Source organism: Sphingobium lactosutens DS20, from assembly GCF_000445105.1.
In the GTDB taxonomy this organism is placed as follows: Bacteria; Pseudomonadota; Alphaproteobacteria; order Sphingomonadales; family Sphingomonadaceae; genus Sphingobium; species Sphingobium lactosutens.
The window spans coordinates 166,141-182,502 of the sequence record NZ_ATDP01000075.1 but is presented as its reverse complement, the minus strand read 5'-3'; the positions used below and the strand labels follow the sequence as shown (position 1 = coordinate 182,502).

Annotated in this window: 13 protein-coding genes and 1 tRNA gene; 6 read left to right on the top strand and 8 right to left on the bottom strand. The window is 64.7% G+C overall.

Translation table 11 applies throughout. The features are described 5' to 3' along the window. The first annotated feature begins 27 nt into the window (after positions 1-27). The 4 genes from der to RLDS_RS36205 all read left to right on the top strand — a co-directional run bounded on the left by der (position 28) and on the right by RLDS_RS36205 (position 3,197). Entirely contained in the window at positions 28-1,398 is a 1,371-nt protein-coding gene (der, locus tag RLDS_RS36220) for a ribosome biogenesis GTPase Der (RefSeq protein ID WP_021225354.1), read from the top strand. After that, positions 1,388-1,630: a sulfurtransferase TusA family protein gene (locus tag RLDS_RS36215; protein WP_021225353.1), complete on the top strand. Its 243-nt coding sequence runs from the start codon at positions 1,388-1,390 to the stop codon at positions 1,628-1,630. Before der ends, RLDS_RS36215 begins: the two co-directional genes overlap by 11 nt. Positions 1,631-1,695: 65 nt before the next feature. Then, positions 1,696-2,136 carry an Hpt domain-containing protein gene (locus tag RLDS_RS36210; protein WP_021225352.1) on the top strand — a complete coding sequence of 147 codons (441 nt, stop codon included), beginning with the start codon at positions 1,696-1,698 and terminating at the stop codon, positions 2,134-2,136. Positions 2,137-2,180: 44 nt separating this feature from the next. Further along, entirely contained in the window at positions 2,181-3,197 is a 1,017-nt protein-coding gene (locus tag RLDS_RS36205; protein WP_031297770.1) for an LLM class flavin-dependent oxidoreductase, read from the top strand. Here RLDS_RS36205 and RLDS_RS36200 read toward each other — a convergent pair. Continuing rightward, positions 3,163-4,281, bottom strand: coding sequence for an acyltransferase family protein (locus RLDS_RS36200; RefSeq protein WP_021225350.1), 1,119 nt, complete (start codon positions 4,279-4,281; stop codon positions 3,163-3,165). The two genes, RLDS_RS36205 and RLDS_RS36200, sit on opposite strands and share 35 nt — an antisense overlap. Before the next feature lie 188 nt (positions 4,282-4,469). On the opposite strand from RLDS_RS36200, the gene RLDS_RS36195 reads away from it, so the two are divergent. Continuing rightward, complete coding sequence (locus RLDS_RS36195) at positions 4,470-6,107, top strand: ATP-binding protein (protein WP_052034103.1); 1,638 nt, start codon at positions 4,470-4,472, stop codon at positions 6,105-6,107. Between the two features lie 4 nt (positions 6,108-6,111). On the opposite strand, the gene RLDS_RS36190 is transcribed toward RLDS_RS36195, so the two are convergent. The 7 genes from RLDS_RS36190 to RLDS_RS36160 form a co-directional block, all read right to left on the bottom strand. Continuing rightward, positions 6,112-7,563 carry an MATE family efflux transporter gene (locus tag RLDS_RS36190; RefSeq protein WP_031297768.1) on the bottom strand — a complete coding sequence of 484 codons (1,452 nt, stop codon included), beginning with the start codon at positions 7,561-7,563 and terminating at the stop codon, positions 6,112-6,114. A gap of 144 nt (positions 7,564-7,707) precedes the next feature. Then, complete coding sequence (locus RLDS_RS36185) at positions 7,708-10,500, bottom strand: valine--tRNA ligase (RefSeq protein WP_021225347.1); 2,793 nt, start codon at positions 10,498-10,500, stop codon at positions 7,708-7,710. 45 nt (positions 10,501-10,545) lie between these two features. Then, complete coding sequence (locus RLDS_RS36180) at positions 10,546-11,232, bottom strand: NnrU family protein (RefSeq protein ID WP_052034102.1); 687 nt, start codon at positions 11,230-11,232, stop codon at positions 10,546-10,548. A 39-nt stretch (positions 11,233-11,271) separates the two neighbouring features. Further along, a complete protein-coding gene (locus RLDS_RS36175; protein WP_021225345.1) occupies positions 11,272-13,299 on the bottom strand; it encodes a prolyl oligopeptidase family serine peptidase in 2,028 nt (675 codons plus the stop codon). A 106-nt stretch (positions 13,300-13,405) separates the two neighbouring features. Continuing rightward, on the bottom strand, positions 13,406-13,876 hold the full coding sequence (locus RLDS_RS36170; RefSeq protein WP_021225344.1) for a DUF2497 domain-containing protein: 471 nt from the start codon (positions 13,874-13,876) through the stop codon (positions 13,406-13,408). A gap of 71 nt (positions 13,877-13,947) precedes the next feature. Next, on the bottom strand, positions 13,948-15,441 hold the full coding sequence (locus RLDS_RS36165; RefSeq protein ID WP_021225343.1) for a TolC family outer membrane protein: 1,494 nt from the start codon (positions 15,439-15,441) through the stop codon (positions 13,948-13,950). 20 nt (positions 15,442-15,461) lie between these two features. Continuing rightward, the gene (locus RLDS_RS36160) at positions 15,462-16,094 is read right to left on the bottom strand and encodes a protein-L-isoaspartate O-methyltransferase family protein (RefSeq protein WP_021225342.1); all 633 of its coding nucleotides are present in this window, start codon (positions 16,092-16,094) and stop codon (positions 15,462-15,464) included. Between the two features lie 189 nt (positions 16,095-16,283). On the opposite strand from RLDS_RS36160, the gene RLDS_RS36155 reads away from it, so the two are divergent. After that, positions 16,284-16,357 (top strand) — tRNA-Cys (locus RLDS_RS36155). Positions 16,358-16,362: the final 5 nt, after the last annotated feature.

Below are 16,362 nucleotides of genomic sequence, written 5' to 3'. Positions count from 1 at the left end.
TGTTTTTTGACTGGAAGGAAAAGGGCCATGCTGCCCACCGTAGCGATCGTGGGACGGCCCAATGTGGGCAAGTCCACCCTGTTCAACCGCCTGGTCGGCAAGAAGCTGGCGCTGGTGGATGACCAGCCGGGCGTGACGCGCGACCGGCGGGAAGGTGAAGCGCATCTTCTGGGGCTGGACTTCACCATCATCGACACCGCCGGTTATGAGGACGAGGACCCGCAATCGCTGCCCGGCCGGATGCGTCTCCAGACGCAGGCGGCGGTCGAAAATTGCGATGTCGCCTTGTTCCTGGTCGACGCGCGCGCGGGCATCACACCGCTGGACGAGGAAATCGCCCGCTGGCTGCGCGAAGGCGATGCGCCGGTCGTGCTGGTCGCCAACAAGGCGGAGGGGAAATCGTCGGAAGGCGGCGTCATGGAAGCCTTCGGCCTGGGCCTTGGCGAACCCATCCCCTTTTCCGCCGAACATGGCCAGGGCATGGCCGACCTGTTCCAGGCCCTGCTGCCCCATCTCGACCGCGAGGAGGAGGATGAGCCGGAAGCCGCCGGCGACAGCGAAGCCGACATGGAGAACGCGCCCCTCAAACTGGCGATCGTGGGCCGCCCGAACGCGGGAAAGTCCACTCTTATCAACAGGTTGTTGGGTGAAAACCGGCTGCTGACGGGGCCGGAGGCCGGCATCACCCGTGACAGCATCGCCGTGGACTGGAGCTGGACCAGCCGGGATGGGCTGGAGCGGCCCGTGCGCCTCATCGACACAGCGGGCATGCGCAAGCGCGCCAAGGTTCAGGACAAGCTCGAAAAGCTGGCGGTATCCGATGGCCTGAACGCTGTGAACTTCGCCGAAGTGGTCGTGCTGTTGCTCGATTCCACGCGCGGGCTGGAGGCGCAGGATCTGCGCATCGCCGACAAGGTGCTGGAGGAAGGGCGCGCGCTCGTCATCGCGCTCAACAAATGGGATACGGTCGATAATGGCTCCGCCCTCTATCAGGGCATCAAGCAGGCGCTGTCCGACGGCCTGGCGCAGGTGCGCGGCGTGCCGATCATGACGGTGTCGGCCGCGACCGGAAAGGGCCTGGACGACCTGATCCATGTCGCCTTCGAAACCCGCACCGCCTGGTCGCAGCGCATTTCCACCGGCATTTTGAACCGCTGGTTCGAACGCGCGCTGGAGGCCAATCCCCCGCCCGCGCCCGGCGGCAAGCGCATCAAGCTGCGCTACATCACGCAGAACAAGACGCGGCCGCCGACCTTCGTACTGTTCGGCACCCGGCTTGACGAACTGCCCGAAAGCTATCGCCGCTATCTGGTGAACGGCATCCGCAAAGAGCTGGGCTTTGGCGCGGTGCCAGTGCGGTTGACGCTGCGCAGCGCGAAGAACCCCTTTGGCAAATGAGGATGCGCCCGTCGCGATCAATGCGCGGGGGATGAAATGCCCCTGGCCCGCATTGCGCGCCGCGCGCGCGATGCGGGACGCGCGCGAAATTGTGATCGAGGCGGATGATCCGATCGCGGGCGCCGAGCTGGCGGCGCTCGCCGCGCAAAATGGCTGGGATTTCAGTGCAATGGGGCTGGACCGCTATCGGCTGAGCCATCCCGACAGCGCGCAGGAATACCGCAAAATTTAACCGCCTGTTTACGCGCTCCCCTTATGTTCGACACGGCATGCATGGGGCATGTGAGGGAGTGGCGGGTGCTGCATCAACAATCCGATCTGGTGGACTTCACCGAGCTGGCGCGTGCGCGCGCGGAGCTGGGCGCGGCCTATTTGCGCATCCTGAGCTATTTCAAGGAAGACGGCATCAAGTCGATCCATGAAATTGAGGAAGCCATGCGGACCCGCAATGCCACCGCGCTGGTGCGCCCGGCCCACACGCTGAAGGGCGAGTCGGCGCAGTTCTGCGCGCATCGCCTGTCAGCGCTCGCCGAAACGATCGAGATGACCGCGCGGCGCTGTGTCGAAATGCATGAGACGCCCGACGAATTGATCGAAACGGTGGTCGCGCTGCGTCCCTGTTTCAGCGAAACCGTGGCGTTGCTCGACCGGGACGCCAATCCGCTGGCGGCGCGCCGTCCGACAGGCTTTGGTCGCCGCGTGACGGCGCCGCAACCCAGTTTCGGCCGCGCCGGCTAGGTTCAGTCTTGAACTGAAACGCATCATGCCCCCATATGAGCGGCATGACACGCTTTTCCCTGCTCGACCTGGTCCCCGTTCGCGAAGGCGGCGACGTCGCGTCCGCGCTGGCGCAGACAGCTGACCTTGCCGCCCATGCCGAACGCCTTGGCTACCACCGTTTCTGGGTGGCGGAGCATCATGGCATGGCGGGCATTGCATCGGCCGCGACCGCCGTGGTGCTGGCGCATATCGGCCGTGCCACCTCCACCATGCGTATCGGCGCGGGCGGCATCATGCTCCCCAATCATGCGCCGTTGGTGATCGCCGAACAGTTCGGGACACTGGACGCGCTGTTTCCCGGCCGCATCGACCTTGGCCTTGGCCGCGCGCCGGGATCGGACCAGAAGGTCGCGCAGGCGATCCGCCGCAATTTGAGCGGCGGCGTCGACCAGTTTCCCCGTGACGTGATGGAATTGCAGGCTTTCCTGGCCGGCGACGACCGGCTGGGCATAGAGGCGACGCCGGGCGCGGGCGCGGACGTGCCGCTGTGGATCTTGGGGTCAAGCCTCTATGGCGCGCAACTCGCCGCGGCGCTCGGCCTTCCTTATGCCTTTGCCTCGCATTTCGCGCCGGCTGCGCTGGACGAGGCGATCGCCATCTACCGCCGCGACTTCCGCCCGTCCGCCCAGCTCGACCGGCCCTATGTGATGGCGGCCTATAATGTCTTTGCCGCCGATAGCCAGGAGGAGGCCACGCTGCTCGCCAGTTCGATGCAACAGGCCTTTGTGCGGCTGCGCACCGGTCAGCCGGGCAAGCTGCAACCGCCGGTGTCCGGCTATCTCGATAGCCTGCCTGCGCCAGCGCGCGCCATGCTGGCCGATGTGATGAGCGTGTCGAGCATCGGCACCCAGCAAGATGTCGAACGCGATTTGGCCGCTTTTCTGGATCGCACGCAAGCCGACGAAATCATGCTGACCGGGCAGATTTACGATCCCGAAGCGCGCAAGCACAGCTTTGCCATCGCCATGGCCGCTGCGCAGGCGATCACGGCGCGCGCACCAGAACCGGTTGATCCCTGATCCGCGCGGGGCCAAGCCGCCCGCCGCTCAGCAATGCCGCCGCGCCCGGAGCGACCCGGCGCAGCGTCGATCCGACCGCGATGACGACGACCAGCACGATCAGCGGCTGAAGGATCAGGTAGAGGGGATAAAGCGGCGATCCCATGTCGCCGGTGAGCTTGCCGATCAGCGGCCCCCCCAGCCAGATCAGGATCAGGTGCGCGCAGAACAGGAAGAACATATAAGGTTCGATCCGCAGCAACAGGCCCCGCGCGCCCGATCCCGCCAGCGCCCAGGCGATGCGCCAGAAGGCGACGGCGGCGGCGATGCGCACGCTCATGTCGATCGCGCGCTGCACCGTCGTCCATTCGCCGTCCCCAACCGCCACGGCACGGTAAAGCTGCACCATCATCAGCAAGAGGAAGGGCAGCAGCGCAAGCCACAACGGCAGGCGCGCAACGGTCTGCTCCGTGCCCTGCCGCCGCGCCAAAATCCCGATGACGAAGAAGAACAGGATCGACGCGCGCATCAGCACCGGCGGTCCCAGCCCCGCCACCTGCGCCGCCGCCGCGATCAGGGCGACTGGAAGCAGCACCCATCCGGGCAACCGCACCAGCAAGGGCGCGGCGAGCATGCACAGGAACAGGTCGCGCAGGAACGGCATTTGCACGTTGATGTCGGGATTGCGCGTCAGGATGAACAATTCCTGCGCCACCCACTCCAGTGAACTAGGGGTCGGCGCCTGAAGGTGGAACAGCAACGCCGCGCCCGACACGAACAGAATGGCAAGCGCATTCCACAAGACCATCGGCAGCAGGATGGTGCGCGCCTTGCGCGCGACATGCGTGGTCCAGGCGCGCGACGTGCCCGATCCCGCCACCAGCCAGCCGGAAATCAGGCCCAGGAGTGGCACCGCGCTGCGCCCGAACACCTCCATCAGCGTCCAGCGCAGCGTGTCCTGCCCGGTGCCGCGCAAGGCCGCCAGCGCGATGCCGTTCAGCCCGGTCCAGGCATGGACATAGACCACGCCCAATATGCAGATGACGCGCGCGATGGCGATGGCGTCGGATCGTCGGGCGCGGTCGGCAACTATCGTTTCGGACAAGAAAGCATCCTGTATGCAGCTGGCGCTTCTAATGCCTGAAGCTGATCCATGTTCCCTTGTCCAGCCTGTGCATATAATCGGGATTATACCCCAGACGCGGCTAAGCCAAAATTTACCTCTTGCTTCTAAAGCCTTGATGTTTGCCGGATCGTGATCGGCGCCAAGGAAACGGATGCATCATGTCCTATATGTCGGACGCCCAGAGTTTCGCCGCGTCGACCACGCCGGATCATCCCCATTCCATGGGCATGGTGTTCCAGATCGCCGGGTCCAGTTCCAAGGTGCTGATCGACGCCCAGCGGCTGGGCATATTGGGCCAGGACGCCGATCCCTGCGTCGCCATGGCGGGACAGGTCGGCAGCCAGGTCAAGATGCGGGTCGGGGCCAGCTGGCTGATCGCCAGCGTGCGCGCCATGGCGCTGGATCAGGCGACCCACAGCGTCATTGCCGACATTGATTTTCTGGGCGAAGGCGATGAAGAGCCGGCGACGGGGTGCATTCATCATTTCCGGCGCGGCGTCACCCGCTATCCCACGCCCGGCACGGACATCTTCCCGGTGTCGAGCGCCGACATGCAGCAAATCTATGCCGCCGACGACCGCGCCAATGTGGAGATCGGCACCGTCTACCCCACCAGCGATACGCGCGCGGCGCTCTATGTCGATTCGATGCTGGGCAAGCATTTCGCGCTGCTGGGTTCGACCGGCACCGGTAAATCGACCAGCGCGGCGCTGATCCTGCACCGCATCTGCGACCTGTCGCCCCAGGGCCATATCGTCATGATCGACCCCCATGGCGAATATGGCGCCGCCTTCGCGCAGAATGGCGCGGTCTATGACGTCAGCAATCTGGCCCTGCCCTATTGGCTGATGAATTTCGAGGAACATTGCGAGGTGTTCGTGACCTCGCAGGGGGCCGACCGCACCGTCGACAGCGATATTCTGGCCAAATGCCTGCTCGCCGCGCGGTCGAAGAACCGGCTGGCCGACAGCATCGGCCGCCTGACGGTCGATTCGCCCGTGCCCTATCTGCTGTCCGACCTCACCACCATCCTCCAGAACGAGATGGGAAAGCTGGACAAGGGCACCGGGGCGCTCCCCTATATGCGGCTCAAGACCAAGATTGACGAGATCAAGGCCGATCCGCGCTACAGCTTCATGTTTTCGGGCATGCTGGTCGCGGACACGATGCAGCAGTTCATCGCCAAGATTTTCCGCCTGCCATCCGACGGCAAGCCCATTTCCATCATCGACGTGTCCGCCATGCCCTCCGACATCACATCGACCGTGGTGTCGGTGCTGTCGCGGCTGGTGTTCGACTATGCCATCTGGGCACGGGACGAGCCGCAGCGGCCGATCCTGCTGGTGTGCGAGGAGGCGCATCGCTACATCCCCGCCTCCACCAGCGGGTCGGGGCAGGCGGTGCGCAAGATATTGGAGCGGATCGCCAAGGAAGGCCGCAAATATGGCGTGTCGCTGGGCCTCATCACGCAGCGCCCGTCGGACCTTGCCGAAGGCGTGCTGTCGCAATGCGGCACCATCATCGCCATGCGCCTCAACAATGATCGCGACCAGGCGTTCGTGAAGGCGGCGATGCCCGAAGGCGCGCGCGGATTTCTGGACAGCATCCCCGCGCTGCGCAACCGCGAGGCGATCATCTGCGGCGAAGGCGTCGCCGTGCCGATCCGCGTCGCGCTCGACACGCTGGAGCCGCAACGGCGCCCGGCGTCGAGCGACCCCAGCTTCACCGACCTGTGGCGGCAATCGGGCGGGGAGCAGGATATTCTGGCGCGCACCATCACCCGCTGGCGCAGCCAGGGGCGCTGACGGCTCATCCGACCGGCGTTATGCGCCCGGCGGGTTCGACTTCGCTGTTCACGCTTTCGCGGCATTGTTCGGTATGAACGGGCGCCATCAGCTTCGCCTTGCGCCAGCCCCCGTGCAGATACACCGCCGCCGCCAGCAACAGCGCGGTCAGCGACCCGACGGGGAAGCTCAGCCACAGGGCGTTCGCGTCCAGCACCGGATAGGCGAGGTGATAAAAGCCCAGCCGCACCGCGAACAATGTGAAGATGAGGATCAGCAGCGGCGCGACCACCACGCCATTGGCGCGCATGACGCCGAACAGGATCATGGTGCAGCCAAAGAAGATGAAGCTCCAGCTGGCGAGCAACTGCATCGTCCAGGCCGCCGCGATCGCCGCCTGATTATCGCCCAGAAACAGCGCCAGCAGCGGTTCGTGGAACAGCAGGATGACCACCACCATCGCGCTGGTCACAGCCAGCAGATAGCCCAGGCCATAGCCGGTGATGCGGCTGATCCGGTCCCATCTCGCCGCACCGATATTCTGCGCCGCCATCGCGCTGACCGCGGCGCCCATCGCCATCGCCGGCATCTGAAGATAGGTCCATATCTGCTGCGCCGCGCCATAGGCGGCCGTCACCAGCAGCCCTTCGCGGTTGACGAGGCCGATCATGACCAGGCCTGACAGGGACATGACGATCATCTGCAACCCCACCGGCAACCCCTTGCCCAGCAGCACGCGCATCTGGTCGGCGGCAGGCCAGAGATAGCGCAGTTCCGCGCCACGCAGCCGCAGCGGCATGTCCTTCGTGTAAATGAAGGCGACGACGCCGATCAGGCTGATGAACCCGGCCGCCGCTGTGGCCGCCGCTGACCCCGCAATGCCGAAGGCCGGGACCGGCCCCAGGCCCAGGATCAGCACCGGATTGAGCACCAGGTCGATGGCGACGCTGACGATCATGAAGATGAGCGGGGTGCGCGCGTCACCCGCGCCGCGCAGGCCCATCATGATCATGACGACCAGCAAGGTCGCGGGCATGGCGAAAAAGATGACGCGCAGATACACCAGCGCCAGGTCGAACGCCTCCTGTGGCGTCGCGAGCAGCCGCAACAGCGCGGGCGCGCCGATCCAGCCGGCAAGGGCGACGCCCAGCCCCAGCATCGAACAAAAGCCGACCGCCGTGCCGAACGCGCGGCGCGCCGCGTCGATATCCTTCGCGCCGACCGACTGGGCGACCACCACGGTCGACGCCATGCCGAACCCGAACACGACCGAGAACATGAGGAACATGATGATATTGGCGTTGGCGGTGGCCGCCAGCGCCTGCGCGCCCAGGAAGCGGCCGACCCAGATGGCGTTGATCGAGCCATTCAAGGACTGGAGGATGTTGGACGCCAGCGTCGGCATGGCAAAGAGCAACAGCGTCGATCCGATCGCCCCCTGCGTCAGGTCCTTGCTGTCTGATTCGCGTGTGGCCATTGTCTGCATCTCCCCGCGCAGGCTGGATAAGGAGGCGGACCATGGCCGCATTCCGTTCGCCCTGAGCCTGTCGAAGGGCCGTTCTTCTATCAAGGAAGAACAGGACTTCGACAAGCTCAGCCCGAACGGGTCATATGCCCGGGCTTATCCCAACCGTTCCAGCGCGGCTCTCAGCCGCTCGGCCTCGGCGGTCTTTTCGGCATGGTCCTCGCGCGCCTTGGCGACGGCTTCGGGCTTGGCCTTTTCCACAAAACTGGCGTTGGACAAGCGACCGCCCAGCGAATCGCGTTCCTTTTCCGCCCCGGCCAGCGCCTTGGCAAGCCGCGCCCTTTCCGCCCCGATGTCGATCACACCTTCCAGCGGCACCGAGTAAGTTGTGTCGTCGACAACGACTTGGAAGGCAGCATATTTGCCACTTTCATACTTAGTGCGATCTACCGATGATCCTGATCGTAAATCAATTGCTGTTCCCGTGAGTGCAAATTCGACAACGTCAATTCTTGCCATTCGAGCTAAAGCAGCCGCGTTGGAAGAAAATCGACTAACCAAATCTGTTCGCGGTCCGCCTTCAAATTTGAAGCCCGCTATTTTAGGGTCATTATGCACAATCAGGTCGGTTCGCGCCGCTGGCGGAATGTTCATTTCGGCACGGTCCGAACGAATACGAGAGACCAGCCGGATCAGCCAGTCGATCTCTGCCTGTGCCTCCTGATCCACCTCGTAGAGCGCCACCGGCCAGCGCGCGACGATCAGTTCAGTGTCGCGCGCGCCGGTCAGGTTCCATAACTCTTCGGTTATGAATGGCATGAACGGGTGCAGCATGACGAGGATCTGGTCGAACGCCCAGCCCGCGACGGCGCGGGTTTCGTCGTCCATCGCGCCTTTGGTCAGCTCGATATACCAGTCGCAAAACTGGTCCCAGACGAAGTGATAGATGGCGTTGGCCGCCGCGTCGAAGCGCAGTTCGGCCATCGCCGTGTCGATCGCCTGGACGCAGCCGACCGTTTCGGCGATGATCCAGCGATTGACCGGCAGCGTGGCGGCGGGCGCTTCATGGGTCGTGGAAGCCGTAACCCCGTTGGACTGGAGGAAGCGCGCCGCATTCCATAGCTTGGTCGCGAAGTTGCGATAGCCCTCGACCCGCTTCTCATCCATCTTCACGTCGCGGCCCTGGCTTTCCATCGCCGCCATGAAGAAGCGCAGCGCATCCGCGCCGAACCGGTCGATCAGGCCCAGCGGATCGACGACATTGCCCTTGGACTTGGACATTTTCTGCCCATCCGCCGCGCGAACGAGGCCATGGAGATAGAGTTTGCGCCACGGGACATCGCCCATGAACTCCTGTCCCATCATCGCCATGCGCGCGTCCCAGAAGAACAATATGTCAAAGCCGGAAATCAGCAGGTCATTGGGATAACGGCGCGCGAGCGTTTCCGACTGTTCGGGCCAGCCGAGCGTGCCGAACGGCCATAGCGCCGAAGAGAACCAGGTGTCGAGCACGTCGGGGTCGCGGGTCAACGCCTTGTTGCCTGCCAGAGTCTGCGCTTCGGCTTCGGTTTCAGCGACATAGCTGTTGCCGTCCGCGTCGAACCAAGCTGGAATCCGGTGCCCCCACCACAGTTGCCGCGAGACGCACCAGGGTTGGATATTCTCCATCCAGTTGAAGAAGGTCTTTTCCCACGTCCTGGGCACGATCTCGATCGCGCCATCGCGCACGGCCTGCATCGGGGCCTGCGCCAGCTTTGCCGCGTCGACATACCATTGGTCGGTCAGCCAGGGTTCGATGACGACGCCGGAACGATCGCCAAAGGGCGTCTGGATGGTGCGCGGTTCGAAATCGGCCGTGACCTCCTCGCCCTCCTTGTTTTTCGTCACATGCGGCACGAGGAAGCCCAGCGCCTTCATCTCCGCGACCACGGCTTCGCGCGCGCCATCGACGCCGTCGCGCTTGAAGCGGTGCAGCCCCAGAAATGCGTCGGGGATCTTGCCATCGGCGGCCTGGACGACATTGGCGTCGGCATCCAGCATGTTGAGCATGTCGCCCGCCTTGAAGCCCGCGCGCTTCCCCACCTCGAAATCGTTGAAGTCATGCCCCGGCGTGATCTTGACCGCGCCCGTGCCCAGTTCCGGGTCGGCATGATCGTCCGCGACAATGGGGATGCGCCGGCCCGTGATGGGCAGGATGATCGCCTTGCCGATGACATCCTTGTACCGCGCGTCGTCGGGATGCACCGCGACCGCCATGTCGGCAAGCATGGTTTCGGGCCGCGTCGTCGCCACCACGATATGATCGCTGCCGTCGGCCAGGGTCACGCCATCGGCGAGCGGATAGCGGAAGCGCCAGAAACCGCCCTTGGTCTCGACCGTCTCGACCTCAAGGTCCGAAATGGCGGAGCGGAAATGCGGATCCCAGTTGACCAGCCTTTTGTCGCGGTAGAGCAGGCCGCGCTTGTGCAGCTCGACGAACACCTTGACCACGGCCTTTGAAAAGCCTTCATCCATGGTGAAGCGTTCATTCGCCCAGTCCATGGAGCAGCCCAGCCGCCGCAGCTGGCGCGTGATCGCGCCGCCGCTTTCGGCTTTCCACTCCCACACCTTGGCGATGAAATCCTCGCGGCTGTAATCGGTGCGCTTTTCGCCCTTGGCGTTGAGCTGGCGCTCCACCACCATCTGCGTCGCGATGCCGGCATGGTCCGTGCCCACCACCCACAGCGCATCCTTGCCGCGCAACCGTTCGTAGCGGATGACGATATCCTGCAACGTATTGTCCAGCGCATGGCCGATATGCAGGCTGCCCGTTACATTGGGCGGCGGATTGACGATGGTGAAGGGCGTGGCGTCGGGGCGGTCGGGGCGAAACAGCCCCTTTTCCTCCCAATGCTGATACCAGCGGGCTTCGATGGACGCGGGGTCGAATGTCTTGGGCAGCTCGGTCATGACAGCGCCCTTAAAGGCCCTGCCCGATCCATTCCAGCGAAACTATCAGCCGATCCAGCGCCAGATGCCCGCCGCCCAGCCCGCCAGCGGCATATGCGCCCAGGTCGCGGCCAGCCATAGCACCACGCCACCCGCCAACGCATGAGCGCCGAACTGCCCGAAGCGCGCGCGCCCCGCCGCGATGGCGGCAAAGGGCAAGTAGCTGGTTTTCGCCTCCCATTCCCGCCACTGCGCCGGTTGCAGTTGCTCTTTCTTGCGGTCCTGCAAGGCCGCGCCGACGAGCGACAGGATCAGGATGGCGAGCGCCACGATGATATTCTTCGCCACCGGGTAGACCAGAATATGGCTCAGCCCCCACAGGGCAAAGGCCCAGAGCATTGGATGACGCGTCACCGCGAATACGCCCTTGGCCTGAACCGGCACATGCACTGCGCCATCGGGGTTAGGCATGGCGGGATTGCCGATCAGCGATCCCATCAGCAGCACCGACGCCAGCAGCATGACGATGGTCGCAATGGCCCACAGACCATCGCCCACAGGCCAGAGCATATTCGTTACGGTTTCGGAACGATAGGCGACGACCAACCACCCCAGGGTCGCAAAGGCCACCAGCGAATAGAGCGCCAGAAACCCCTTCTCCCCCACCCGCCCCACAATCGGCGCGCGCAGGGGATGGGACAGAAGGAAATGCGTGCCGACAAAGGCAATCGCCGCAATCATCACCATCGACATGGCCGCCCGCGGCCAGTCTATCATAGCGCGCGCAGCTGTCTATTTTGCCGTCCATTTGTCGAGCCAGCCCAGCGCCTCGCCATACCATTGCAGCGAGTTTTTGGGCTTCAGCACCCAATGATTTTCATCGGGAAAGACCAGCAGCTTCGAAGGGATATCCCGCCGTTGCAGCGCGGTGAAGGCGGCCAGTCCCTGGGTGTAGGGGATGCGAAAATCCTTTTCCCCCGTCACCACCAGCATCGGCGTCTTCCACTGGGCGACATGGTTGACCGGGTTCCATTTCTCGAACTCCTGCGGCACCTCAAAATAGGGGCCACCATGTTCCCATTCGTCGAACCACAGCTCCTCGGTTTCATAGGCCATGGCCCGCGCGTCGAACACGCCGTCATGCTGGACCAGGCATTTGAACCCGTCGGGCCACTGCCCCGCGATCCAGTTCATCATATAGCCGCCATAGCTGGCGCCGAGCGCGCAGGCATTTCCGGCATCGACCTGCCCGTCCTGCGCTGCAGCGGCCGCCAGGCCCAGTTTCAGGTCTTCCAGCGGCTTGCCGCCCCAATCCTTGTTGATGCTGTCGGTAAAGGCCTGGCCATAGCCGGTGGAGCCGTGGAAATCGACGATCACCGCAGCATAGCCATGGGCGGCGAACGCCTTGGGATTCCAGCGATAGGACCAGCTGTCGCTGAAGCTGCCCTGCGGTCCGCCATGGACCAGGAAGGCGACGGGCAGCTTGCCGGTCGCGCCCTTCGGCTTGACGATCTGCCCCCAGACGGTGTCGCCGTTGGCGCCCTTAAAGCTGTAGCGTTCGACCGAGACATCGTCGACGCCCGCCAACTTGTCGGCATTGACCTGGGTCAGGCGCACCGGCTTGCCCCTGGCCGGCATCTTCCAGAAATCAGCGGGCGACTGAATGCTGTCGAGCGCATAGACGAACCCGCCCTGCGGCAAGGGAAGGACGCTGCCGGCATGGCCCTTGCCGGTCAGGCGAGTCACCTTGCCCGACGCGGCATCGACCCGGAATACCGGATTGTCGAGCACGTCATTGGCCGTCACCAGCAGCGACTTGCCGTCCGCCGCCCAGGCGATCGACCCGACCGACCGATCCCATCCTTCCGTCAGCGCGCGGGTTTCGCCGGTCGCGATGTTGCGCAGCGTCAGCACCAGCCGGTCCGCTTCATAACCCGGCCGCTTCATCGCCGCATAAGCCAGCCACTGCCCGTCCGGCGACACCGCCGGCATCGTGTCGGTGGCGTCATTGGCGTCGGTCAGGTTGGTCGGCGCGGCGCTGCCGTCGGCGGGCGTCGCAAAAATGTCGAGATTGGTCGACAGCGACTCGATCCGCCCCGCCTCCCGCAGGGTGAAGAACAGGGTCTTGCCGTCCTTGCTCCAGGCCATTTCTTCCGCCCCGCCAAAGGGCTTTGACGGGCTGTCGCCGACCAATCCGCCCATCACCGACACGGCAGGGCCGCCCGCGACAGGCATGACGAAAATCTGCGACCGCTGGCCATCCGACCATGTGTCCCAATGGCGCACGAACAGCTGGTCATAGACGCGGCCGCTGCCCGCATCCGCCGGCGCGTCGGGCTTCACATCGTCCAGCGTCTTCGCGCCTATCGGACGGTCGGCCCATAGCGCGACCTTCATGCCATCGGGGCTGAGCAGGAAACCGGAAATGCCGCCGGGCGCCTTGCTGATCTGCACCGGATCGCCGCCGGTCAGCGCCACGCGCCAGAGCTGATCGTCGCCGCTCGCGTCCGACTGAAAATAGAGCGCCGATCCGTCGGGCGAGAAGACGGGCGAGGCCTCATTCTTGTCCGCCATCGAAGCGATCTTGCGCGGTGCCTTACCCGGCTTGTCGATGGCAAGCAGATACAGGTCGGTGCGCCCACGATTGGCGGCCAGGTCGGTGCTGCGCAGCTGATAGGCCAGCCATTTGCCGTTGGGCGACACCGCCGGCGCGCCGATCCGGTCAAGATTCACCATGTCGGCGGGCGTGAACGGCCGGGCAAGCGCGGGCGCGCAGGCCAGCGCCATCGCGCCGATCCCCCCAAGCAGCAAAGTCTTCATGCATATCGTCCCATGTCGTGCAGGCGGCGCCCGGACCCGATAGGGTCGTGCGCCGTCAGGATGACAGTGGGTCTAGGCCGCTGCGCCAGCGGCCGCAAGGCCAGCCTTAACGGCTGGTGATGCGCGCGATTTCCTTGGCCACCATATCCTCGACCAGCGCAGGCAGGCGCGCATCGAGCCATTCCTTGAGCATCGGCCGCAGCATGGAGCGGACCAAGCCGTCGAGCGTGTTTTCCTCGCCATCGCGCGGCGCGACCAGCATGGAGGACAGCGCAGAAAGCGAATGGCGCGCGGCCACTTCGCTTTCGACCGAGAGGATCGTATCGTCGCCCTTCGGATCGGACGGTTTGGCGGCAGCAGCTTTGGGAGCGGGCATCACTTCCTCCTCCGCGACCTCATCGGTCAATTCCAGCACTTCGTCGATCGCGGGCGCGACCGGGACGGACGCCGTCCGGGCGCTATCGGCACGGGCCCGGCGGGGCGCGGCCTGCACCGCCTCCTCGCCTTCTTCGGCGATGATCCGCTTGATGGACGAGAGTATCTCTTCCATCGAGGGTTCCTTGGTCATGTCACCCATGGATAGTCCCCGTCCAAAATCCATTGCGCAGCAATACCGCCTTAGAATTACCTGATCCGGTTAACAAGCAGTTAAGGCTGGCGGGCCGTCGCGGGGTCGACTTTGGCATCCTGCGCGGGCGTGTCAACGGTCCGCGTCGCCACTGGCGCGGGCGCTGCGCCCCAATCCCAGTCGAACCATTTTCCCTCGACCCGGTCATAATTGACCATCGGATCATAAAGGGTGCCGCTTTCCAGCCCCAGATCCTTGGCTTCGGCATGGCCCATCGCGGCGAGCAGTGAGAAGCCGGCGACATAGGCATTGCGCTGCGCCGACACCAGTTCGACCCGCGCGATCAGCGCCTCCTGCTCGGCATTGAGGATGTCGAGGATGGTGCGGCTGCCCACCGAATTTTCCGCCCGCACGCCTTCCAGCGACAGAGCGGTGGCGTCGACCGCCTTGCGGCTGGACTGGATCGTCTGGAGCGACGCCTGCCAGCTGGCATAGGCCGCTCGCGTCTGCGCGATGACGTTGCGCTCGGTTTCGATCTCCTGCTCGATCGCCTGCGATTCGAGCGCCTGATTCTGCCGCACCTGCGCCGCGGGCCGTCCGCCCTGGTAGAGCGGGATCGTCAACTGGACGCCGGCGGCGGCCTGCTTGTTGATCTGCGGCCCTTCGATGCTGTTGCCATCCGCGTCGAGCGCCGTGCTGTCGAGCGAATGGAGATAGTTGGTATAGCCCGCCTGGGTGAAGGCGGACACGGTGGGCAGCACGGTGCCGCGCGCCGCCTTCACGTCATAGCGCCGGGCCTCACGCTGCTTCTTGGCGGCCAATATGTCGGGATTGTCATTGAGCGCGACGCGCACCGCCACCGACGGATCGGCCGGCAGGCCGGGAAGCTGCGGCGGCGGCTCCAGCGCGTCGGGCGCTTCGCCCACCAGCGCGATATAATTTTCGCGGCTGGTGATGAGGTTGGCCTGCGCGGTCTGAAGGTCGGACCGCGCCAGCGCCAGTCGCGATTCGGACTGGGCCACGTCGGTGCGCGTCAGGTCGCCGACCTCGAACCGGTCGTTGGTCGCCTGAAGATTGACCTCCAGCACATTCACATTGGCCTGGTTGAGCGACACGATCGCGCTATCGCGGATCACGTCCATATAGGCCGCGACCGTTTGCGAGAAAATGCTGGCTTCGGTGCCGCGCAGGCCCGCTTGCCCCGCCTCCACGCGCACCTCGGCGGCCTTGACGCTGTTGCGCACGAACCCGCCGGAATAAATGGGTACGCTCAAGGACGCCTGGGCGTTCAGCGTGCGCTGCGGCGAGGTGAAGCTGATCGTAGGCTTGAGGATGCTTTCGCTATAACTGCCCTGGACGTCGGCGGCGGGTCGGCCATTCGCCTTCTGGATCGGTACATTCTCGTCGGTCGCACGCTGCCCCGCGCGCGCGCCGGTCAGCGTCGGGTTCGACGCGTAAGCCTTCGCCAGCGCGCCCTGCAGCGTTTCGGCATGCACTGGCAGGCTGATGGCGGAAGACAGCAACAGCAGGGCAGCTGCGGCATGGTGCCGTTTATAGGTGCGCTTGCCTGTCATCTCCCCCGCTCATCCTCCTTCTAGAACGTAAACGTCTTGGCCGCGCCGAACCCGGGCAAGGCCACCATTTCGATATCCGCCAGGCTGTTAAGCCCCAGCGCGCCGCCGACCATCCGACCCGCGCACAACCGCGTGACGCCGCGATCGATGATCCCAGTCACGACGCGGGCGCCATCGGCAAGCTGCTGAACGAGTGCGGCGGGAACTTCCTCCACCGCGCCGTCGATGAACAATATGTCATAGGGCGCGCCGTCGGGCGCCCCTTGGGCCAGTGTCCCGCGCACGACCGTGACGCCCGGGACGGCGATTTCGGGACCGCCCTCTTCTTCCACCGCCGTTACCTGCGCGCCCATTTCGGCAAGCAGCGCGGCGCTATATCCGGTCGCCGCGCCGATCAGCAGCACCTTGTCGCCCGCGTCGACCTGCGCTTCCTTGAGCAGCCGTCCCGTCACCAGCGGCGCATTGAGCGCGCGGCCGCCGTTCAGCGGGATGGGACGGTCGATATAGGTCATGGCGCGGCGCTCGGCGGGCACATAATCTTCCCGCGGCACCCGGGCCATCACGGCGATCACGCGCTGGTCATCCACGTCGCTGGTGCGCAACTGGCTTTCGACCATGGCGGTCCGCATCGAAGAATAGGTCTGCTCGCTCACGATAGTTCCTCGCTTGGCACAACTGTATTGGCAATGCAATACACTAAGGAGATCATCGGACCTCTAAATCAGCGGGCGCGCCGCGCCAAGCGGCTTTGCAAGAAGGCGCCCAAGTTTCTTGGGTCGCCGCCGCGCCATGCGGCTTGACTTTGCCGCCAAAGCCGCACATTTGCGGCGTCCCACTTGCAAGGCCCGATGGCGGAGTGGTTACGCAGCGGACTGCAAATCCGTGCACGCCGGTTCGATTCCGGCTCGGGCCTCCAAAATC